Source organism: Streptomyces sp. Je 1-79 (genome assembly GCF_025195125.1).
Taxonomy (GTDB): domain Bacteria; phylum Actinomycetota; class Actinomycetes; order Streptomycetales; family Streptomycetaceae; genus Streptomyces.
Genome location: NZ_JAMGSL010000003.1, coordinates 124135 through 145449, shown reverse-complemented (window position 1 = coordinate 145449; position 21315 = coordinate 124135). Strand labels below are relative to the sequence as shown.

The following is a 21315-nucleotide window of genomic DNA, read 5'->3' as shown; positions in this document are numbered from 1 at the left end:
AGCGTACCCGGTGCTCAGTGGCTCAGTGCCGCCCTCGTTTTCGGGGCCGAGGCCTTCTCCCAGACCTGCGGGAACTCGCGTTCACGGGCCGCTCCGGCCGCCTCCTCCTGGCCGTGGAGGAGTCCCCAGGTGAAGGCGGTCTCACCGGCCGCGTGGGCCTGGATCGCGAGGTCGCGCAGGGCTTCGCGGGCGACGACGCTGTCCTGGTGGTCGCCGAGGAGGCTCTGGACGGCCTTGATCCGCTTGGCGAAGCGCTTGGCCGGCTTGCCGAGGGTGGGGCGGGCGGCGTCGGCGGCGTAGCGGGTGCGTTTGGCGGCCTTGCGGGCCTCGTGCATCGCGAGGTCGCGTTCCCGGCCGGGGGGCAGGGCGAGGGCACGGTCGACGCGGCCGGCGAGGCGGTCGTAGTCCTTGAGGACGGCGCGGGTGAGGACGGGCGCCGCGTCCTTGGTGGCGGCCTTCCGTAGGGGCGGGTCGGCGAGGAGCGCGTCGAGGGTGTCGAGGAGGGCGAGGTGGCGGGCGGAGTCGAGCGCGGCGAGGGCCTTGCGGCGGGCGTCGCCGCTCTGGGCGGCGTCCCAGATCCGCAGGCGGCCGCGGACGGGCCCGAGGAGGAGGGTGCGGGGGATCGCGTCGACGCGGGTACGGAGGCGCTCGGCGAGGACCTCGTGGTCGCGGGCGAGTCCGAGCTCCCCGGCGAGCCACTTGAGCTCGTCGCCGACGGGGTCGGTGACGGTGCGGTCGAGGACCTTGCGGTACGTCTTGAAGGCGCTGCGCAGTCGGCGGCAGGCGACCCGCATCTGGTGGACGGCGTCGGGAAGGTCGCGGCGCACGGCGGGGTCGAGTGCGACGATCGCCTCGATCTGCTCCCGTACGTAGGCGAGGACGCGGCCGCCGGCGGTGTCCTCGTCCGGCAGGTCGTCGGCGGGGAGGGCCTCGCTCTGTTCCGTCGTCTCCTCCAAGGCCCTCGCCACCTTCGACGGGGACGACGAGGGGCGGATGCCCGCCTTCTCCAGGCGCTTCTCGACCGCGTCGAGGACCGCGGGGTCCGCGTCGTCCGCGAGTTCGACCTCGATCTCGGTCCAGGAGGTGTCGGGGCCCTCGGGGAGGCGCTCGGCGTGGACCGTGTCCACCGACACCTCCGCGAGCAGGGCGCCCGACGCGTCCAGCAGGTGCTGGACGTTACGGGAGGAGCGCAGGCGGACGACGGGGACGACGTCCTCGTGCCGGAGGCGGGAGCGCAGGAGGACGGCCAGGGACTCCGGGAGGGTGTCGGCGAGCGGGGCCCTGATCTCGTCGCGGATCCCGGAGGAGACGGGGAACTTGAGGTGCCAGCCCTCGTCCTGGCCGCCGGTGCGGCGGCGCAGGGTGAGGGAGTCGGCGGCGAGGCGCAGGTCGGCCGTGTCGTAGTAGACCGCGTCGAGTTCGGCGACGCCCCGGTCGTGGGCGGCCGAGACTCCTCGGGCTCTGGTGAGGTCCGGGAGCCCCGTCCGCTCGGTGGCTTCGTACTTCCGCTCGATCTCGCGCTTCGTGTCCGCCATGAATCGAATCTAGACGCGAAGTGGACGGAAGGGCAGACCGCCTTGGGCCCAAGAGGTGAAGGAGGGGCACCGGAACCGTGGATCCCCGGCGGTCTGCTATGCCGTTATCGGCCGCTGCACCCTGATCGACTGGAGCAGTCCGATCGCCACCCAGACCGCGAACATCGACGAGCCTCCGTACGACACGAACGGCAGTGGCAGGCCGGCGACCGGCATGATGCCGAGCGCCATGCCGATGTTCTCGAAGGACTGGAAGGCGAACCAGGCGATGATGCCGGCGGCGACGATCGTGCCGTAGAGCTCGGTGGTCTCCCGGGCGATCCGGCAGGCCCGCCACAGGATGACGCCGAGCAGCACGATGATCAGTCCGCCGCCGAGGAAGCCGAGCTCCTCGCCCGCGACGCTGAAGATGAAGTCGGTCTGCTGTTCGGGCACGAACTGGCCGCTGGTCTGGTGGCCGTTGAAGAGTCCCGCGCCGTACAGGCCGCCGGAGCCGATCGCGATGCGCGCCTGGTTGGTGTTGTAGCCGACGCCCGCCGGGTCGAGTTCGGGGTTGGCGAAGGCCGCGAAGCGGTTGAGCTGGTACTCGTCGAGCAGGCCGAGCGCGGTGACCAGGACCGCGCCGCCCACTCCGGCGCCGATGAGGCCGAGGACCCAGCGGTTGGAGGCGCCGGAGGCGAGGAGCACACCGAGCACGATCACCGCCATGACCATCACCGAGCCGAGGTCCGGCATCAGCATGACGATCGCCATGGGCAGCGCCGCGAGGGCGAGCGCCTTGGCGACGGTCCGGTGGTCGGGGTGGACCTGGTCGCCCGCGTCGACCTTGGCGGCCAGCAGCACCGCCATGATCAGGATGATTGTGATCTTCACGAACTCGCTGGGCTGGAGCGAGAAGCCGCCGCCGATCACGATCCACGCGTGGGCGCCGTTGATGGTGGCGCCGAGCGGGGTGAGGACGGCGAGGATCAGCAGGATGGAGATGCCGTAGAGGACCGGTACCGCGCCGCGCAGGGTGCGGTGGCCCAGCCAGACGGTGCCGATCATCAGGGCGAGCCCGATGCCGGTGTTCAGGGCGTGCCGGAAGAGGAAGTAGTACGGGTCGCCCTGGTTCAGCTCGGTACGGCCGCGGGTGGCGGACCAGACGAGCAGGGAGCCGAGGAACGACAGCGCGAGGCTGGAGAGGAGGATCGGCCAGTCCAGGCGCCGCACCACCGAGTCGCGCGCGGTGAGCTTGGCGAACGCACCGCGTTCGGGGGCGTAGCGGGAGACGGAGAAGCCGTGGGGTGCGGTCATCGGTCAGTCTCCCGTCCTGCTGGGCAGCGGCCCCGCGAGTGGCTCCTGCCCGCCGTCCTTCGCCGCGTCGACGAGCTGCGACTTCGGGTCGTACGGCTTGATCTCCGGCGCGTCGATCGAGCCGTCGGCCTGGACCTTCGGCAGCGCCGTCTGGGGCTTGGGCAGGAGGGCCCGCTTGAGGTCCTGGTTGCCCGCGTCGTCGAGGCCGTAGAGGGCGTCGTAGATGTTGCGCACGGCGGGGCCGGACGCTCCGGAGCCCGTACCGCCCTGGGAGATCGTCATGACGATGGTGAAGTCGTCGGTGTAGGTGGCGAACCAGGAGGTGGTCTGCTTGCCGTAGACCTGGGCGGTACCGGTCTTGGCCCGCATCGGGATCTTGTCCTGCGGCCAGCCGCCGAACCGCCAGGCGGCGGTGCCGCCGGGCTCGACGACGGAGCGCAGGCCCTTGTCGAGGTCGCTGATCGTCTTCGCGTCGACGGGCAGCTTGCCGTGCGAGGTGGGCTTGATCTCCCTGACCGACTTGCCGTCGGGGCTGATCACGGCCTTGCCGATGGTGGGGTTGAAGAGGGTGCCGCCGTTGCTGATGGCGGCGTAGGCGGTGGCCATCTGGATGGGGGTGACGAGGACGTCGCCCTGCCCGATGGCGTAGTTGATGCTGTCGTAGGCCTTCAGCTGATTGCCTTCGAGGCAGCTCTCGTAGGCGATCTGCTCGACGTACGTGCCGCCCTTCTTGCCCTGCTTGCACCAGGAGTCCTTGTTGGCCTCCCAGAACCTCTGCTTCCACTGGCGGTCGGGGATGCGGCCCGTGACCTCGTTCGGCAGGTCGACGCCGGTCTCGGAGCCGAGTCCGAAGTCGTGCGCCGTCCGGTAGAACCAGTCGTGGGCGTCCTTCTTCGGCTTGATGCCGCCGTCGCGCTGCCACTCCTTGTGGCCGAGGGCGTAGAAGACGGTGTTGCAGGAGAACTTGAGGGCGTCTCCGAGGGTGATGGGGCCGTGTCCCTGGGACTCGAAGTTCGCGAAGCTCCGGTTGCCGAGGCTGTAGGAGCTGCTGCACTGGTACTTGTCGTCGAAGTCGTAGCCGGCCCGCACGGCCGCGCTCGCCGACACCACCTTGAAGATGGAGCCGGCGGGTGCCTGCCCCTGGATGGCCCGGTTGAGCAGCGGGTAGTTGGAGTCCTTGCTGGTGAGCCGGCTGTAGTCCTTGCCGGAGATGCCGCCGACCCAGGCGTTGGGGTCGTAGTCGGGCTGGGAGGCCATCGCGACGACGCGGCCGGTCCTGGACTCCATGACGACGACGGCGCCCGAGTCGGCCTCGTACTTGCGGCCGGTGATCTTGTCGGTCTCGTCGCGGACCTTCTTCATCGCCTGGTGGAGCTCGAACTCGGCGACCGACTGGACCCGGGCGTCGATGCTGGTGACGAGGGTGGCGCCGGGCACGCCCGCCTCGGACTCGGTCTGCCCCATGACGCGGCCGACCTTGTCGACCTCGTAGGAGGTGACGCCGGCCTTGCCGCGCAGCTCCTTGTCGTAGGTGCGTTCGATGCCGGAGCGGCCGACCTGGTCGGAGCGCAGGTGCGGCGAGTCGGTGTCCTTGGCCTTCTGGATCTCCTCGTCGGTGACCGGCGAGAGGTAGCCGAGGACCTGCGCGGTACGGGCGTTGCCGGGTGCGGCGTAGCGGCGTACGGCGGTGAGTTCGGCGGTGATGCCGGGGAAGTCCTCGGTGCTCTCCCTGATCCGCAGCGCCTGCTGCGTGGTCGCCTCGTCGGTGATCGGGATCGGCTGGTAGGGGGAACCGTTCCAGCAGGGCTGCGGGGTCTCGGAGTCGCAGAGCCGGACCTTGTCCATGACGTCCTTGGGCTTCATGCCCAGGACTCCGGCGAGGCGGGTGAGGACGCCTTCGCCGTCGTCCTTCATCTTCATCAGGTCGGTGCGGGAGGCGGAGACCACGAGCCGGGTCTCGTTGTCGGCCAGCGGGACGCCACGGGCGTCGAGGATGGAGCCGCGGACGGCGGGCTGGACGACCCGCTGGACGTGGTTGCTCTTCGCCTGGTCGGTGTACTCCTTGCCGTTGCGGATCTGGAGGTACCAGAGGCGTCCGCCGAGAGTGAGCAGAAGGGAGAAGACGAGGATCTGGATGATGACGAGCCGGACCTGGACCCTGGGAGTCCGTCCGGTCTCCGGGATGTTGCTCATGCTGCCGGTGCCCCCTCGGTCACAGTCGCTTGACTCCCTTGATGCGTCCCGCGCGTGCCGCTCTCGTACGGGCGGCCTTGACGCGCAGTCCGCCGCGCTGGTTGCCGATCTGGAGGCCGGTGCCGGAGCTGAGCCAGCCGGAGGCGACGTCGGTTCCCCCGGAGGTGTCGGCGAGCGGGTCGTTCTCCGCGCGCCGGGCCAGCGCCATGATCAGCGGCACGGTGAAGGGCGCGAGGAGGAGGTCGTAGATCGCCGCGGTCAGGAGCAGGTAGCCGAGGCCGACATGGCGGGCGGCGGTGTCGCCGACGAGGGCGCCGACACCCGCGTACAGCAGGGTGGAGCCGACCGCCGCGGCGACGACCACGGCCATCGGGCCGGTGGCGGACTTGAGCCGGCCGTTGTCGGGGCGGGCCAGTCCGGCGAGGTAGCCGATGACGCAGAGGACCAGGGCGTAGCGGCCGGCGGCGTGGTCGGCGGGCGGGGCGAGGTCGGAGAGGAGCCCGGCCCCGAAGCCGATGAGGGAGCCGCTGACCGGCCCGTACACGAGCGCGAGGCCGAGGACGGTCAGCAGGACGAGGTCGGGTACGGCGCCGGGGAGCTGGAGGCGCGCGAGGACGGAGACCTGGACGACCAGGGCGACGACGACGAGCGTGCTGGAGAGCAGGATCCGGTTGAACTTCATGTCTGGTCCCCCTGCTGCTCGTTCGCGGGCGTCTGGCCCGACTGCTCTTCTCGTCCCGGCTGCTGCTGCCCCGACTGCCGCTGACCGGGCTGCTGCTCGCCCTCCGGTGGCGGCGGGGTGACCGTGACGGTGACGGTCGGTGCCGGCTTGGGCTTGGGCGGCAGGACCGTGTCGCGGGGGTTGGTCCGCGGGGCCTGGACGACGACGCCGACGATGTCGAGCTTGGAGAAGCCGACGTACGGACGGACGTAGATGTTGCGGGTGAGGCCGCCGCCCAGCGGGTCGACGCGGACGACCTCGCCGACCGGCACGCCGGGGACGAAGGGCTTGTTCGCCTGCGAGCCGAAGGTGACGAGCCGGTCGCCGGCCTTCACCTTCGCCTTGCCGTTGAGCAGCTGGACGAGGAGCGGGCCGTCGCCCTGGCCGGTGGCGAAGCCGAGTTCGGCCGAGTTCTCCATCCGGGTGCCGACGGTGAAGTCGGGGTCGTTGGCGAGGAGCACGGTCGCCGTGGAGGGCCCGACGGTGGTCACGCGGCCGACGAGACCGGAGCCGTTCAGCACGGTCATGTCCCGCTCGATGCCGTCGTCGGCGCCGGCGTCGATGGTGACGGTCCAGGAGAAGCCCTGGGCCGCTCCTATGGCGATGACCTCGGCGCCCTTGATGCCGTACTGGCCGGCGCCGGCCGTCTTGAGCAGGGCGTCGAGCTCGCGGACGCGGGTGCGGTTGCGGTCGTCGCTGCCGAGCTTGGCCTTGAGGGCGGCGTTCTCGCGCTCCAGGGTGGCGATGCGGTCGTGCCGTTCGCCCGAGTCGCGTACCGCTCCTATGGCGTTGCCGATCGGATCGACGGCCGCCGCCACACCGTTCTCGACCGGCCCGAAGACCGCTGCGGCTGCATGCCGGGCGCCGTCGACCGGTGACTCCTCGCCGCCGCGGATGTCCACCGTGATCAGTGCGAACGCGATGGCGATCAGCAGCACCAGGAGCAGCCGGCTCTCTCGTGTGTCCCTCACGTGCGGCGGCCGTGCCTTTCCTCTTGGTTCGGTTGTTCCGTGCGGTTGTTCCGTGCGGGTGCCGTGGTGCCGACGGTCCTCCCCCAGGCCCCGGGGCCTGGGGGTGTGCCCGGTACGGGGGACCGTGTCACCCGGCCGGCGGACCGTCGGTCGTCATCGGCGGGGCTGGGAGTCCAGGACCTGCTGGAGGGCCTCGAACTCCTCCACGCACTTGCCCGATCCCAGCGCCACCGAGTCCAGCGGGTCCTCGGCGATGTGGATCGGCATCCCGGTCTCGCGGCGCAGCCGCTCGTCCAGGCCGCGCAGGAGGGCGCCGCCACCCGTGAGAACGATGCCGCGGTCCATCACGTCACCGGAGAGCTCGGGCGGGCACTTGTCGAGCGTCGTCTTCACGGCGTCGACGATCGCGTTGACCGGCTCCTCGATGGCCTTGCGGACCTCGGCGGCCGAGATGACCACGGTCTTGGGCAGACCGGAGACGAGGTCGCGGCCGCGGATCTCGGTGTGCTCGTCCTTGTCGAGGTCGTAGGCCGAGCCGATGGTGATCTTGATCTGTTCGGCGGTGCGCTCACCGAGGAGGAGCGAGTACTCCTTCTTGATGTGCTGGATGATCGCGTTGTCGAGCTCGTCGCCGGCCACCCGGATCGACTGTGCTGTGACGATTCCTCCGAGCGAGATCACGGCGACCTCGGTGGTGCCGCCGCCGATGTCGACGACCATGTTGCCGGTGGCCTCGTGCACCGGCAGGCCCGAGCCGATGGCCGCGGCCATGGGCTCCTCGATGATGTGCACCTGGCGGGCGCCGGCCTGGGTCGAGGCCTCGATGACGGCACGGCGCTCGACTCCGGTGATGCCGGAGGGCACGCAGACGACGACCCGGGGGCGGGCCAGGTAGCGGCGCTTGTGGATCTTGAGGATGAAGTAGCGGAGCATCCGCTCGGTGATCTCGAAGTCGGCGATCACGCCGTCCTTCAGGGGCCGGACGGCGACGATGTTGCCGGGCGTCCGGCCGATCATCTTCTTCGCCTCGGCGCCGACCGCCAGGATTCCGCCGGTGTTGGTGTTGATCGCGACGACGGACGGCTCGTTCAGAACGATGCCGCGACCCCTGACGTACACCAGCGTGTTGGCGGTCCCGAGGTCGACAGCCATGTCACGGCCGATGAACGACATTGAGTTCCCCTTGTTTCCCATGAGGATGCGTCGGGCCTTCCCAATCGGAGCGTTGACGGCTTCTCAGGCAGGCGAGGTGGTGGTGTTCCAGTGCTGCGGCGTGGAGTTTTCCATCGTAGTGCCGCCCACGCGGATACCGCGCGGTGGATCCACCTCTGTACAGGTGACGACAGGACGCTGCGATGCGTTCCCGATTGCTTCGTTCATATGCCCGGGGGCGACCGAAATTCCTTCGGTCGCCCCAGGTCGTTGCGGTGGATGGCTGACACCGGGTCAGAACGGGACGGACCGGTCAGCCCCGGATCACGCCAGGCCGGGGAAGAAAATCTTCAGTTCCCGAATGGCGGACTCCTCGGAGTCCGAGGCGTGGATCAGGTTCTCGCGGACGATGGTGCCGAAGTCTCCACGGATGGAGCCGGGGGCGGCGGCGATCGGGTCGGTCGGGCCGGCCAGGGTCCGCAGACCCTCGATGACGCGCTCGCCCTCGACGACCAGGGCGACGACGGGGCCGGACTGCATGAAGCCCATCAGCGGCTCGTAGAAGGGCTTGCCCTTGTGCTCGCCGTAGTGCTGCTCCAGCGTCTCCTGGCTCAGCTCGCGCAGTTCGAGCGCGGAGATGGTCCAGCCGGCCTTCCGCTCGATACGACCGATGATCTCGCCGATCAGGCCACGGCGGACGGCGTCGGGCTTGAGCAGGACGAGCGTGCGCTGGCTCACGGTGGAGACTCCTTCGAATGCGGTGTGCGGGACTCAGAGGCTACAGGGCCGGGACCGCCGTCGATTACGCAGCGTCAAGCCCTCCCCAACTGGCCTCCGGATCAGGCCGACCGGCCTCCGGTTCGGGCCGGCTCGCCCCGTTTCGGGCGGCCGGCACCGGGCTGGGGCTCGGCTGGCTCGCTTCCGGATCGGGCTGCCCGGCACCGGGCTCGGGCAGACCCTAGCTCGCTTCCGGTTCCGGCTGTGCCTCGGCCTGGGCGGCCCAGCGCGCCTTCACCGCGTCGATCTTGGCGCCGTAGTGGCAGGACGCCCACCACAGGGCGGCGAAGGTCGCCCCCAGGAAGAACATCACCGGCACGACGAAGCCGCTCGCGATCAGGGCGACCTGCAGCGCCCAGCCGAGCTGGACACCCCCGGGGCGGGTGATCATCCCGCACAGCAGGACCGACAGCAGCATGGCGGCGCCGCAGACCCACCAGACCGTGGACGTCGACAGGCTGTCGTCCTTCATGGCGACGAGCCCGGCGAAGCCGATCACGAAGAACTCGCCGATCAGCGTCGAGGCACAGAGCGTACGCATCGGAATTCAGCGCCTTCCCAGCAGCAGCCGGGCGTCGCCGACCGTGAAGATCGAACCGGTCACGAGGACACCCGCGCCCGCGTACTCGCCCTCTTCCTCCGCGAGGGTGATGGCGGTCTCGATGGCGTCGTCCAGGCGCGGCTCGACGACCACCCGGTCCTCGCCGAAGACCTCCACGGCGATCGCCGCGAGCGCGTCCACGTCCGTGGCGCGGGGGCTGGAGTTCGCCGTGACCACGACCTCGGCGAAGATCGGCTCGAAGGCTTCGAGCAGCCCCTTGGCGTCCTTGTCGGAGCTGGTGGAGACCACGCCGATGAGCCGGGAGAAGCCGAACGACTCGCTGATGCCCTCGGCCGAGGCCCGCGCGCCGTGCGGGTTGTGCGCCGCGTCCAGGACGACCGTCGGCGACTTGCGGACGACCTCGAGGCGGCCCGGGGTGGAGACGGAGGCGAAGGCGCGCCGGATGGTGTCGATGTCCAGCGTGCGGGCGTGCTCCGCGCCGATCCCGAAGAACGCCTCGACTGCCGCGAGGGCGACCGCCGCGTTGTGCGCCTGGTGCGCGCCGTGCACCGGCAGGAAGACCTCTTCGTACTCGCCGCCGAGTCCGCGCAGGGTGAGCAGCTGCCCGCCGACCGCGACCTCCCGGGAGACGACGCCGAACTCCATGCCCTCGCGGGCCACCGTGGCGTCGACCTCGACGGCCTTCTTCAGCATCACCTGGGCCGCGTCCACCGGCTGCTGGGCCAGGATGACCGTCGCGCCCTGCTTGACGATCCCGGACTTCTCGACCGCGATCGCACCGGGCGTGTCGCCGAGTCGGTCGGTGTGGTCCAGGTCGATCGGGGTGACGACGGCGACCTGGGCGTCGATCACGTTCGTGGCGTCCCAGGTGCCGCCCATGCCGACCTCGACGACCGCCACGTCCACCGGGGCGTCGGCGAAGGCCGCGTACGCCATACCGGTGACGACCTCGAAGAAGGAGAGCCGGTACTCCTCGCGGGCGTCGACCAGCTCGACGTACGGCTTGATGTCCTCGTACGTCTCGATGAACCGCTCGGCGGAGATCGGGGCGCCGTCCAGGCTGATCCGCTCGGTGATCGTCTGCACGTGCGGCGAGGTGTACCGGCCGGTGCGGAGCTCGAAGGCGGCGAGGAGCGCCTCGATCATCCGCGCCGTCGACGTCTTGCCGTTCGTGCCGGTGATGTGGATGGAGGGGTACGCGCGCTGGGGTTCGCCGAGGACGTCCATCAGCGCCGCGATGCGCGTCACCGAGGGCTCCAGCTTGGTCTCGCCCCAGCGGGACGACAGCTCGGTCTCGACGTCGCGCAGCGCCTTGTCCACCTCCGGGTCGGCCGGCCGGGCGGGCACGGGGTCGCCCTCGGGCGGACCGGCCTGCGCGCGCAGGGTGCGGCTGCCGGCCTCGATCACCGCCAGGTCGGGGTCTCTGTCGGTCTCGGCGGCGACGATGTCGTCGAACTGGTCGGACTCGTCGAACTGGTCGCTGGGCTCACTCACGGACCCAGTCTACGGAGGGGTACCGACAGGAACGTGGACCCACCCCTTTCGGGACTTTCGCCCCACCGCCGCCGTCCGGCGCGCGCGTGGGGCGACGGGGGGCGGGAGGGTGTCCGGCGGAGGGCTTAGGCCGGGGGGAAGCCCGTCGGGAGCAGGGCCGTCACGGCGTAGGTGGTGCCGTGGGCGCCCGCGGTGAGCGTGCCGCCCATGCTCGTGACGCGCTCCTCCATGGAGAACAGGCCCGTGCCGGCGGAGACGGGCGCGCGGTCGGGCGGGGTCTCGGGGAGCGGATTGCGGACGTCGATGCGCAGGTCGCGGCCCGCCACGGCGATCGCCACCGTCACCGGCAGGCCCGGCGCGTGCTTGGCCGCGTTGGTGAGGCATTCCCGGACCACCCGGTGGACGGCCGCCTGCCGCAGCGGGGAGAGCGCCTTGGCCTCCTCCGCGACCGTCAGCTCGACCGGATTGCCCATCCGCTCGCTCTCCTCCGCGAGCTCGGCGAGCCCTTCGAGCCCCGGCGTCGCCGCGTCGTGGTCCGCCCGCCGCACGATCGTCTCGTTCAGCATGTGGTGGGCCCGCCGCGCGGTGTCCGCGAGTTCCTCGAAGTCCCGCACGTACGCCTCGCCCCGGGCCCGTACGGCGAGCACCTCGGCCCGCACGGCGAGCACGGTCAGCTCGCGGCCCACCAGGTCGTGGACGTCCCGGCCGACCGAGATCCGCTCCTCCTGCACCGCCTGCCGGGCCGCGGACTCGGCGCGCTGGGACTCCAGGGCGCGCACCAGGTCCTGCCGGTACGCGGCGATGCCGACACCGGCCGCGAGCACCCCGATCGGGACGACGAGGCTGAGGAAGTCGCTGAGCGTCTCGCCGTGCCGGGCGGGCCAGCCGGGTGTCTGGAAGAGCGCGTACGCCACGGTCACGTAGAGCACCGTGGCGACCACGGCGACCCTGCGGCCCCGGAAGCGGCCCAGCGAGTAGAGGGCGAACTGGATCATCGTCAGCTCGTGCAGCCACCCCATCAGGGCGAGCGCGACGAGGTACGGCACCCAGGGCAGCCGGCGCCGGACGGCGAGGGTCGAGGCGCCGGCGGCGAGGACCAGGGACGCGGTGATGCCCGTCAGCGAGTTGTCCGCGCGCGCGAGGCCCGGCACGTCGAGGGACATCAGCGCGAAGGCGCTCAGCGCGGTGACGACGTCGAGGGCGCGCGGCGATCCCGCCCACCGGTCCACGCGGCGGCGCAGCGCGGGGAAGGCGGGAAGGCGGGACATGCCCTCCATCATCCAAGGTCTTCGGACCCGGGCGGACTGACTTCGGTCATGAAGGGTGTGAGGTCACCCACCTCGGACAAATGGGATGCCCATGCCACCCGGACAGCGGAGGGGCCCGGAACCGTGTACCGGTTCCGGGCCCCTCCCCCGAGCTCCGCGCGTGCGGTTACGCCTGCGGCAGGCGGTCCAGCTGGGCCTGGATGCGGGCGATGTCCTCGTCGGCCTTGGCGAGCCGCGTACGGATCTTCTCGACCACGTTGTCCGGGGCCTTCGCGAGGAACGCCTCGTTGCCGAGCTTGCCGTTGGCCTGCGCCTTCTCCTTCTCGGCCGCCGCGAGGTCCTTGGCGAGGCGCTTGCGCTCCGCCGCGACGTCGATGGTGCCGGACAGGTCGAGCGCCACCGTGGCGCCGACGACCGGCAGGGAGGCGGTGGCGGAGAAGCCCTCGCCCTCCGGCTGGAGGCGCAGCAGCTGACGGATGGCCGCCTCGTGCGGGGCGAGAGCGGTGCCGGCCATCTCCAAACGGGCCGGGACCTTCTGGCCGGGCTGCAGACCCTGGTCCGAGCGGAACCGGCGGACCTCGGTGACGACCCGCTGGACCAGCTCGATCTCCTTCTCGGCGGCGTCGTCGCGGAAGCCGGAGTCCTCCGGCCAGTCGGCGATGACGACCGACTCCTTGCCGGTGAGCGTGGTCCAGAGCGTCTCGGTGACGAACGGGACGATCGGGTGGAGCAGCCGCAGCATCACGTCCAGGACCTCGCCGAGGACCCGGCCGGAGACCTTGGCGCCCTCGCCGCCCGCGAAGAACGTGGTCTTCGACAGCTCGACGTACCAGTCGAAGACCTCGTCCCACGCGAAGTGGTAGAGCGCGTCGGCGAGCTTCGCGAACTGGTAGTCGTCGTAGAACGCGTCGACCTCGGCGACCGTCTTGTTGAGCCGCGAGAGGATCCAGCGGTCCGTCGCGGACATCGCGGACGGGTCCGGCAGCGGGCCCTCGACCGTCGCGCCGTTCATCAGGGCGAAGCGGGTGGCGTTCCAGATCTTGTTGGCGAAGTTCCGGGAGGCCTTGACCCAGTCCTCGCCGATCGGGACGTCGACGCCCGGGTTGGCGCCGTTGGCCAGGGTGAAGCGGACGGCGTCGGAGCCGTACTCGTCCATCCAGTCCAGCGGGTTGACCGCGTTGCCGAAGGACTTCGACATCTTCTTGCCGAACTGGTCGCGGACCATGCCGTGCAGGGCGATGGTGTGGAACGGCGGGGTGCCGTCCATCGCGTACAGGCCGAACATCATCATCCGGGCGACCCAGAAGAAGAGGATGTCGTAGCCGGTGACCAGGACGGAGTTCGGGTAGAACTTCGCGAGGTCGTCGGTCCGCTCCGGCCAGCCGAGCGTGGAGAACGGCCACAGGCCGGAGGAGAACCAGGTGTCCAGGACGTCCGTGTCCTGGTGCCAGCCCTCGCCCGTCGGCGGCTGCTCGTCCGGTCCGACGCAGACGATCTCGCCGTTCGGGCCGTACCAGACCGGGATGCGGTGACCCCACCACAGCTGGCGCGAGATGCACCAGTCGTGCAGGTTGTCGACCCAGTCGAAGTACCGCTTCTCCATCTCCTGCGGGTGGATCTTGACCTTGCCGTCGCGGACCGCGTCACCGGCGGCCTTGGCGAGCGGGCCGACCTTGACCCACCACTGCATCGAGAGGCGCGGCTCGATGGTGGTCTTGCAGCGCGAGCAGTGGCCGACGGAGTGGACGTACGGACGCTTCTCGGCGACGATCCGGCCCTCGGCGCGCAGCGCGGCGACGATGGCGGAGCGGGCCTCCAGCCGGTCCAGGCCCTGGAAGGGGCCGTGGGCGGTGATGACCGCGCGCTCGTCCATGACGGCGAGGTTCGGCAGGCCGTGGCGCTGGCCGATCTCGAAGTCGTTCGGGTCGTGCGCGGGGGTCACCTTGACGGCGCCGGTGCCGAACTCGGGGTCGACGTGCTCGTCGGCGACGACCGGGATCCGGCGGCCGGTCAGCGGCAGCTCGATCTCGGTGCCGACCAGGTGCCTGTACCGCTCGTCGTCCGGGTGGACGGCGACGGCCGTGTCACCGAGCATCGTCTCGGCGCGGGTGGTGGCGACGACGATGGACGCGTCACCCTCGCCGTAACGGATGGAGACGAGCTCGCCGTCGTCGTCCTGGTACTCGACCTCGATGTCCGAGATGGCCGTCAGACAGCGGGGGCACCAGTTGATGATGCGCTCGGCGCGGTAGATCAGCTCGTCGTCGTAGAGCTTCTTGAAGATGGTCTGGACGGACTGGGAGAGGCCCTCGTCCATGGTGAACCGCTCGCGGGACCATGCGACGCCGTCGCCCAGGCGCTTCATCTGGCCCGAGATCTGACCGCCGGACTCGGCCTTCCACTGCCAGACGCGCTCGACGAACGCCTCGCGGCCCAGGTCGTGGCGGGACTTGCCCTCCTTGGCGAGCTCGCGCTCGACGACGTTCTGGGTGGCGATGCCGGCGTGGTCCATGCCCGGCTGCCACAGCGTCTCGTACCCCTGCATCCGCTTGCGGCGGGTGAGGGCGTCGATCAGCGTGTGCTCGAAGGCGTGGCCCAGGTGGAGCGAACCGGTGACGTTCGGCGGCGGGATGACGATGGTGTACGGCGGCTTGTCGCTGTTCGCGTCGGCCTCGAAGTAACCGCGCTCTACCCAGCGCTCGTACAGCTTCCCCTCTACTTCGGCCGGCGCGTACTGGGTCGGCAGTTCGGGGTTGGCTGCTGGCTGCTGCTGAGTGTTCTCGGTCACGGGGTCAGTTTAGGGGTGCCGCGGGGTTGTCCTGAAACTCGTTTGTTCCGTAACGGTGTGCCCCCCGCCGCCCCTGCGGGGCATGGCTTCCGAGAGGATGTTGGCCACGCATAAACATCCTGTGAGGGGAACCTGTCCATGAGCCACAACCAGCCGGGTCCGTACGGCGGTCAGCCTCAGCAGCCCGGACCGTACGGCCAGCCCGGACCGTACGGCCAGCAGCCGGGCCCGTACGGCCAGCAGCCGCAGGCCCCGCAGCCCGGCTACGGCTACCCGCAGCAGGCGCCCCAGGGTGTGCCGCCGCAGCAGCCGTACGGGTACCCGCAGCAGCAGCCGGGACCTTACGGCCAGCCGCCCCAGCAGCCGCCGTACGGCGCCCCGCAGGGCCCCGGCGGCTACATGCCGCCCCCGCCGCCGGCCCCGAAGAAGAAGACGGGCCTGATCGTGGGCGCCTCGGTCCTGGCCCTCGCGCTGGTCGCGGGCGGGGCGTGGTACTTCACGGCGGGCGGCGGCGGTTCCTCGGTCGCGAACGACGGCCCGCACAAGCTGATCACGCCGGAGACGGTCCTCACGGAGTACAAGAAGACGCCGGACAGCAGCGGCGGGAGCGACAAGGACTCGCTCAAGGAGGCCCAGCAGAACGGCGTGAAGAACGCCAAGGACGTCAGCGCCGCGTACCAGGTGAAGGACCCGAACAACCCGCTCGGCACGAAGATGATCTCGTTCAGCGGTCTCTACGGCGAGATCGACGACCCCGAGCAGGTGGTCGACACCGTCTTCGCCAGCATCAAGCAGGAGGCCGAGAAGGACAAGGCCAAGGCGGACGAGCCGCAGCTGGTCGGCAGCCCCCAGAGCTACGAGCCCGCGGAGCTCGACGGAGCGGTCCTCAAGTGCCAGCAGGCCAAGACCGAGGCCAACGCGGCCGAGTCCACGCCGGCGTTCACCATGACGATCTGCGTGTGGGCCGACCACAGCACGGCGGGCTTCGTGGTTCCGATGGACATGGGCTCGATGATGACCGGCAAGGCGGGCTCCGCCGAGGACGCGGCAAGCATCACCGCCAAGCTCCGCAAGGAGGTCCGCGTCAAGGCGTGATGCCTGGCGGCGGAGAGCGAAGGGGCGCCTCCCGGTCGGGAGGCGCCCCTTTCTCGTTCAACTCCGCGGCGGCTACGCGCTCTTCTCGTGCCGGCCGTCGTTCTTCACGATCCGCGGCACCAGCGTCGGGTTCACGTTGTTGTGGACGACGTCCGCCGTGATGACCACGCGGGCCACGTCCTTGCGGGACGGGACCTCGTACATCACCGACATCAGGACCTCTTCCATGATGGCCCGCAGGCCACGCGCGCCCGTGCCGCGCAGGATCGCCTGGTCGGCGATGGCCTCCAGGGCCGGGCGGTCGAAGTCCAGCTCCACGCCGTCGAGTTCGAAGAGGCGCTGGTACTGCTTCACCAGCGCGTTGCGCGGCTCGACGAGGATCTTGAGCAGGGCCTCGCGGTCGAGGTTGTGGACCGAGGTGATGACCGGGAGACGGCCGATGAACTCCGGGATCATCCCGAACTTCACCAGGTCCTCCGGCATGACCTCCTGGAACTGGTCGCTCGCCTCGATCTCGCGCTTGGAGCGGATCGTCGCCCCGAAGCCGATGCCCTTGGCGCCCGCACGCGACTCGATGATCTTCTCCAGGCCGGAGAAGGCTCCGCCCACGATGAAGAGCACGTTCGTCGTGTCGATCTGGATGAACTCCTGGTGCGGGTGCTTCCGCCCGCCCTGCGGCGGCACGGAGGCGGTCGTGCCCTCCAGGATCTTGAGGAGCGCCTGCTGCACGCCCTCGCCCGAGACGTCGCGCGTGATCGACGGGTTTTCGCTCTTGCGGGCGACCTTGTCGATCTCGTCGATGTAGATGATCCCGGTCTCGGCCTTCTTGACGTCGTAGTCCGCCGCCTGGATCAGCTTGAGCAGGATGTTCTCGACGTCCTCGCCGACATAGCCGGCCTCCGTCAGCGCCGTCGCGTCGGCGATGGCGAACGGGACGTTGAGCATCCGGGCCAGGGTCTGCGCGAGCAGCGTCTTGCCGGACCCCGTGGGGCCCAGCAGCAGGATGTTGGACTTCGCCAGCTCGATGGCGTCGTCACGGCCCGCCCCGCCGCCGTTCTCGCCGGCCTGGACGCGCTTGTAGTGGTTGTACACCGCGACCGAGAGGGCCTTCTTCGCGGGCTCCTGCCCGACGACGTACCCCTCGAGGAACTCGTAGATCTCGCGCGGCTTGGGGAGCTCCTCCCACCGCACCTCGCTCGTCTCGGCGAGTTCTTCCTCGATGATCTCGTTGCAGAGGTCGATGCACTCATCGCAGATGTACACACCGGGTCCCGCGATGAGCTTCTTCACCTGCTTCTGGCTCTTTCCGCAGAACGAGCACTTGAGCAGGTCGCCGCCATCACCGATGCGTGCCACGAGGTGCTTCCCCTTCGCCTGGGAGTGCTTGGTTCAGCGACTCCTGGTGCCTCATATTCGACGGTACCTTGCCGGGCCCCCCGTTCGGGCCCCCCTTGGCACGGTTCGCATGGTCGTGATTCGGCCATGCGGACCGTGCCAGGGGAAGGTCGAGCGTCAGGCTGCCGCGGCGGCCGTGCTCTTGCGGGTCGAGACGATCTGGTCGACCAGGCCGTACGCCAGGGCGTCCTCGGCCGTGAGGATCTTGTCGCGCTCGATGTCGTCGCGGATCTTCTCGATCGGCGTGGAGGAGTGCTTGGCCAGCATCTCCTCCAGCTGCGTGCGCATGCGCAGGATCTCGTTGGCCGCGATCTCCAGGTCGGAGAGCTGCTCACGGCCGGTGCCGCCCGAGGGCTGGTGGATCAGCACACGGGCGTTCGGCAGGGCCATCCGCTTGCCGGGCGTACCGGCGGCGAGCAGCACGGCCGCGGCGGAGGCCGCCTGGCCCATGCAGACCGTCTGGATGTCCGGCTTCACGAACTGCATCGTGTCGTAGATGGCGGTCAGCGCGGTGAAGGAGCCACCGGGGCTGTTGATGTAGATCGAGATGTCGCGGTCCGGGTCCATCGACTCCAGGCACAGCAGCTGCGCCATGACGTCGTTGGCGGAGGCGTCGTCGATCTGCACGCCGAGGAAGATCACGCGCTCCTCGAAGAGCTTGGCGTACGGGTCGTACTCGCGGATGCCCTGCGAGGTGCGCTCGACGAAGCGCGGGACCACGTACCGGTTGTCCATCGGCGCGCCGGTGTAGAGGCCGCTCGGGGAGAGGTTGTTCTGCATCTGGATGTTCACCGTCCTGGTGGCGTTCGGCGGGGGCTGGGGCTCTTCAGCGGTCTGCCGGGCTCAGGCGCCCGTGCCGCCGCCGCCGGGAACGCCCGCGGCGTGGGTGATGATGTCGTCGATGAGGCCGTAGTTCTTGGCCTCCTCCGCGGTGAACCAGCGGTCGCGGTCGCCGTCGCGGATGATCGTCTCGACGGTCTGGCCGGAGTGGTGCGCGGTGATCTCGGCCATGCGCTTCTTCGTGCGGAGAAGGTACTCGGCCTGGATCTTGATGTCCGAGGCCGTGCCGCCGATGCCGGCGGAACCCTGGTGCATCAGGACGTCGGTGTTCGGCAGCGCGAAGCGCTTGCCGGTGCTGCCGCCGGTGAGCAGGAACTGGCCCATGGAGGCCGCCATGCCCATACCGATGGTGACGACGTCGTTCGGGATGTACTGCATGGTGTCGTAGATGGCCATGCCGGCCGTCACCGAGCCACCGGGGCTGTTGATGTACAGGAAGATGTCCTTCTCCGGGTCTGCGGCCAGGAGAAGCATCTGCGCGGTGATCTTGTTGGCGATCTCGTCGTCGACCTGCTGGCCGAGGAAGATGATGCGCTCGCCGAGCAGCCGGTTGTAGACATGGTCGCCGAGGCCACCACCGATGGACGGCTCACCCGCGGCGTAAGGCTTCAGATTCGTCACGTATCCACCTGCTCGTCTCCGACGGCTCCGGCCGTCTCAGCGTCTCGTTCGGAGGGCATTGCCCTCGTATTCATGGACCCTAACGCGCAGGTAGGACAACGCCATCCCGGTTCCCGAACTGTTCGCTGGGAGCGCAAGGTTACGGACCCTCCCAGGAGGCCTCGGACACGGCCCCGAACACGGGCACGGGCCCGGCGCACAGCTGTGCGTCCGGGCCCGTGTACCTGCGGTTCAGCGCGAGGCTCAGGCCTCGTTCTTCTCCTCGGCGACCTCGGTCTCGCCGGTGACGGCGTCGACCGTCTCGGTGGCGGTCTCGTCCTCGTCGTCCTCGAGGTCCACGACCTCACCGTTGGTGTCGACGACCTTGGCGGCCTCGACGACGACCGCGAGGGCCTTGCCGCGGGCGACCTCGCCGACGAGCATCGGCACCTGGCCGCCCTCGACGACGGCCTGGGCGAACTGGTCGGGGGACATGCCGGAGGAGGCGGCGCGGCGCATGAGGTGCTCGGTGAGCTCCTCCTGGCTGACGTTCAGCTTCTCCTTGTTGACGAGCTCATCGAGGATGAACTGCGTCTTGATGCCCTTCTCGGCCTGCTCCTTGGTCTCCGCCAGGAACTCTTCCTCGGTCTTGCCCTGGATCTCCAGGTACTTCGCGAGGTCGAGGCCCATCTGGCCGAGCTGGTGGTGCTCCAGGTTGTGCTTGCGGGTGTTGATCTCGTCCTCGAGCAGCTTCTCGGGCATCGGGACGTCCGCCAGCTTCAGCAGCTCGTCGAGGACGCGCTCCTGGGCCTGGGTGGCCTGGTCGAACTGCTTCATGTTCTCGAGGCGCTTGCGGCTGTCGGCCTTGAGCTCGTCGAGGGTGTCGAACTCCGACGCGAGCTGCGCGAAGTCGTCGTCGAGCTCGGGGAGCTCACGGGCGGCGACGGCGGTGACCTTGACGGTGACCTCGGCGTCCTTGCCCTCGGCGGAGCCGCCCTTCAGCTGCGAGGTGAAGGTGGCCTCGCCACCGGCCTCGAGGCCGGTGACGGCCTCGTCGATGCCGTCGAGGAGCTCGCCGGAACCGATGGTGTACGAGACGCCCTGGGCGACACCGTCGGGCAGGACCTCGCCGTCGACCTTGGCCTCGAGGTCGATGGTGACGACGTCACCGTCGGCCGCGGCGCGCTCGACCGGGTTGGTGGAGGCGAAGCGCTCGCGCAGCTGCTGCACGGACTTCTCGACGTCCTCGTCGGTGACCTCGACCGCGTCGACGGTGACCTCGATGCCGGAGTAGTCCGGGATCTCGATCGTCGGGCGGATGTCGACCTCGGCGGTGAAGGCCAGCAGCTCGCCGTCCTTCAGCTCGGTGATGTCGACCTCGGGCTGACCCAGCGGGTTGACCTCGGCCTCGTTGACGGCCTCGGTGTAGAACTTCGGGAGCGCGTCGTTGACGGCCTCTTCCAGCACCGCACCACGACCGAACCGCTGGTCGATCACACGAGCCGGGATCTTGCCCTTGCGGAAGCCCTTGACCGTGACCTGCTGGTTGATCTTCTTGTACGCCGCGTCGAGGCTGTCCTTGAGCTCCTCGAAGGGCACCTCGACAGTGAGCCGAACCCGGGTCGGGTTCAGGGTCTCCACGGCGCTCTTCACGGTTCGGTCTCCTTGGTGGCTGATTCTTGGATTCTGCCGGTGCCGCTTGGTGGCGGTTCCGGCCGATCGGCCCGGTCAGAGAGACACACGGGCACGCAGCTTGCATAGTAACCGCAAGCGGGATGAGGCCCACAACGCGATCTTGTGTTCCGTGATCTTGGTGGTCGGGGTGGCGGGATTTGAACCCACGGCCTTCCGCTCCCAAAGCGGACGCGCTACCAAGCTGCGCCACACCCCGTCGGTGCGACACGTAGGGTACATGCACGGAGACAGTGCGACGCCCCCTGTTTCAGGGGTGTGCGGGGACCGCCCGGAACCCGCTACGATGCTGTCCGTGCCGCGGCCCTCGTGACCTGCGGCGCGGTTTGTGCGGGCGTAGCTCAATGGTAGAGCCCTAGTCTTCCAAACTAGCTACGCGGGTTCGATTCCCGTCGCCCGCTCTTCTGGCTCAGGGCCAGGTCGGAGGTTCACCCTCAGGCCTGGCCCTGACGCGTTTCCCGATGCCGGAGACGGCATGCGGACGCAGAATGGGCAATGCCCCTGTTTGTCCCCTGTTTCTGCCGCATCGGAGGCAGCCGTGAAGGATCTCAAGTTCGAGCAGAAGCGCTCGCTGTCACGGATCGAGGCGGCCGATCAGCTGACGGCGCTCGCCGAGGCGCTGAGGAAGGGCGGCGAGGCGGAGCTGCAGTTCGGCTCCGGGACGCTGAGCCTGCGGATCCCGGACGACGTCCGCAGTGAGGTGGAGTTCGAGGTCAGCGACGGGGAGATCGAGCTGGAGATCGAGTTCACCTGGCCGACGAGGAGGCTGCGGAAGGCGTCGGCGTCGGTGTCGGCACCTGCGGCCGCGGACGCCGAGAAGCCGGCGCGGAGCCGGAAGGCCGTGCCCGCCAAGCGCTCGCGGAGCGGCGCGGCCGGAGGCACGCAGACGAAGCGGACCGCGGCGAAGAAGGCCTGACCTCGCCGGGTCCGCATGCC

At 69.7% G+C, this 21315-nt stretch carries 17 protein-coding genes and 2 tRNA genes; 3 read left to right on the top strand and 16 right to left on the bottom strand.

Going from position 1 to position 21315, the window contains the following annotated elements:
• Positions 1-14 precede the first annotated feature (14 nt).
• The 11 genes from M5362_RS06045 to M5362_RS05995 form a co-directional block, all read right to left on the bottom strand.
• Positions 15-1535 (bottom strand): CYTH and CHAD domain-containing protein, encoded by a 1521-nt coding sequence (locus tag M5362_RS06045; RefSeq protein ID WP_260226287.1) that lies wholly within the window; start codon positions 1533-1535, stop codon positions 15-17.
• Positions 1536-1631: 96 nt separating this feature from the next.
• Positions 1632-2831 (bottom strand): rod shape-determining protein RodA, encoded by a 1200-nt coding sequence (gene rodA / locus M5362_RS06040; protein WP_260226286.1) that lies wholly within the window; start codon positions 2829-2831, stop codon positions 1632-1634.
• Positions 2832-2834: 3 nt separating this feature from the next.
• The gene (gene mrdA / locus M5362_RS06035; protein ID WP_260226285.1) at positions 2835-5024 is read right to left on the bottom strand and encodes a penicillin-binding protein 2; all 2190 of its coding nucleotides are present in this window, start codon (positions 5022-5024) and stop codon (positions 2835-2837) included.
• Between the two features lie 19 nt (positions 5025-5043).
• Complete coding sequence (mreD, locus tag M5362_RS06030) at positions 5044-5706, bottom strand: rod shape-determining protein MreD (protein ID WP_260226284.1); 663 nt, start codon at positions 5704-5706, stop codon at positions 5044-5046.
• On the bottom strand, positions 5703-6716 hold the full coding sequence (gene mreC / locus M5362_RS06025; protein WP_260226283.1) for a rod shape-determining protein MreC: 1014 nt from the start codon (positions 6714-6716) through the stop codon (positions 5703-5705). The genes mreD and mreC overlap by 4 nt, the downstream gene beginning before the upstream one ends.
• Positions 6717-6869: 153 nt before the next feature.
• Positions 6870-7889 carry a rod shape-determining protein gene (locus tag M5362_RS06020; protein WP_260226282.1) on the bottom strand — a complete coding sequence of 340 codons (1020 nt, stop codon included), beginning with the start codon at positions 7887-7889 and terminating at the stop codon, positions 6870-6872.
• 303 nt (positions 7890-8192) lie between these two features.
• On the bottom strand, positions 8193-8606 hold the full coding sequence (ndk, locus tag M5362_RS06015; RefSeq protein ID WP_215065772.1) for a nucleoside-diphosphate kinase: 414 nt from the start codon (positions 8604-8606) through the stop codon (positions 8193-8195).
• A gap of 220 nt (positions 8607-8826) precedes the next feature.
• The gene (locus M5362_RS06010) at positions 8827-9186 is read right to left on the bottom strand and encodes a DUF4233 domain-containing protein (RefSeq protein WP_260226281.1); all 360 of its coding nucleotides are present in this window, start codon (positions 9184-9186) and stop codon (positions 8827-8829) included.
• Between the two features lie 6 nt (positions 9187-9192).
• Positions 9193-10701, bottom strand: coding sequence for a folylpolyglutamate synthase/dihydrofolate synthase family protein (locus M5362_RS06005; RefSeq protein WP_260226280.1), 1509 nt, complete (start codon positions 10699-10701; stop codon positions 9193-9195).
• 125 nt (positions 10702-10826) lie between these two features.
• Positions 10827-11969, bottom strand: coding sequence for a sensor histidine kinase (locus M5362_RS06000; protein WP_260226279.1), 1143 nt, complete (start codon positions 11967-11969; stop codon positions 10827-10829).
• A gap of 166 nt (positions 11970-12135) precedes the next feature.
• The gene (locus M5362_RS05995) at positions 12136-14757 is read right to left on the bottom strand and encodes a valine--tRNA ligase (RefSeq protein ID WP_260226278.1); all 2622 of its coding nucleotides are present in this window, start codon (positions 14755-14757) and stop codon (positions 12136-12138) included.
• 138 nt (positions 14758-14895) lie between these two features.
• Here M5362_RS05995 and M5362_RS05990 point away from each other — a divergent pair, with 138 nt between their 5' ends.
• Positions 14896-15852, top strand: coding sequence for a hypothetical protein (locus M5362_RS05990; protein WP_260226277.1), 957 nt, complete (start codon positions 14896-14898; stop codon positions 15850-15852).
• A gap of 72 nt (positions 15853-15924) precedes the next feature.
• Here M5362_RS05990 and clpX read toward each other — a convergent pair whose 3' ends face one another.
• From clpX to M5362_RS05965, 5 genes are all read right to left on the bottom strand, one after another.
• Positions 15925-17208 (bottom strand): ATP-dependent Clp protease ATP-binding subunit ClpX, encoded by a 1284-nt coding sequence (gene clpX, locus M5362_RS05985; protein WP_260226276.1) that lies wholly within the window; start codon positions 17206-17208, stop codon positions 15925-15927.
• Between the two features lie 156 nt (positions 17209-17364).
• Positions 17365-18027 carry an ATP-dependent Clp protease proteolytic subunit gene (locus tag M5362_RS05980; protein ID WP_137994695.1) on the bottom strand — a complete coding sequence of 221 codons (663 nt, stop codon included), beginning with the start codon at positions 18025-18027 and terminating at the stop codon, positions 17365-17367.
• A gap of 63 nt (positions 18028-18090) precedes the next feature.
• Positions 18091-18708, bottom strand: coding sequence for an ATP-dependent Clp protease proteolytic subunit (locus tag M5362_RS05975; RefSeq protein WP_260226275.1), 618 nt, complete (start codon positions 18706-18708; stop codon positions 18091-18093).
• A 243-nt stretch (positions 18709-18951) separates the two neighbouring features.
• Entirely contained in the window at positions 18952-20340 is a 1389-nt protein-coding gene (gene tig, locus M5362_RS05970) for a trigger factor (RefSeq protein WP_260226274.1), read from the bottom strand.
• A 161-nt stretch (positions 20341-20501) separates the two neighbouring features.
• A tRNA-Pro gene (locus tag M5362_RS05965) sits at positions 20502-20578 on the bottom strand.
• A 131-nt stretch (positions 20579-20709) separates the two neighbouring features.
• Here M5362_RS05965 and M5362_RS05960 point away from each other — a divergent pair.
• Positions 20710-20780, top strand: a tRNA-Gly gene (locus tag M5362_RS05960).
• A gap of 137 nt (positions 20781-20917) precedes the next feature.
• Complete coding sequence (locus M5362_RS05955) at positions 20918-21295, top strand: amphi-Trp domain-containing protein (RefSeq protein ID WP_260226273.1); 378 nt, start codon at positions 20918-20920, stop codon at positions 21293-21295.
• Positions 21296-21315 lie beyond the last annotated feature (20 nt).

What these genes read in the sequence shown, in the direction of transcription:
- M5362_RS06045 (WP_260226287.1), bottom strand. Translation starts at nt 1,535, where the DNA reads ATGGCGGACACGAAGCGCGAGATCGAGCGGAAGTACGAAGCCACCGAG.
- rodA (WP_260226286.1), bottom strand. Translation starts at nt 2,831, where the DNA reads ATGACCGCACCCCACGGCTTCTCCGTCTCCCGCTACGCCCCCGAACGC.
- mrdA (WP_260226285.1), bottom strand. Translation starts at nt 5,024, where the DNA reads ATGAGCAACATCCCGGAGACCGGACGGACTCCCAGGGTCCAGGTCCGG.
- mreD (WP_260226284.1), bottom strand. Translation starts at nt 5,706, where the DNA reads ATGAAGTTCAACCGGATCCTGCTCTCCAGCACGCTCGTCGTCGTCGCC.
- M5362_RS06020 (WP_260226282.1), bottom strand. Translation starts at nt 7,889, where the DNA reads ATGTCGTTCATCGGCCGTGACATGGCTGTCGACCTCGGGACCGCCAAC.
- M5362_RS06010 (WP_260226281.1), bottom strand. Translation starts at nt 9,186, where the DNA reads ATGCGTACGCTCTGTGCCTCGACGCTGATCGGCGAGTTCTTCGTGATC.
- M5362_RS06000 (WP_260226279.1), bottom strand. Translation starts at nt 11,969, where the DNA reads ATGTCCCGCCTTCCCGCCTTCCCCGCGCTGCGCCGCCGCGTGGACCGG.
- M5362_RS05990 (WP_260226277.1), top strand. Translation starts at nt 14,896, where the DNA reads ATGAGCCACAACCAGCCGGGTCCGTACGGCGGTCAGCCTCAGCAGCCC.
- M5362_RS05980 (WP_137994695.1), bottom strand. Translation starts at nt 18,027, where the DNA reads ATGCAGAACAACCTCTCCCCGAGCGGCCTCTACACCGGCGCGCCGATG.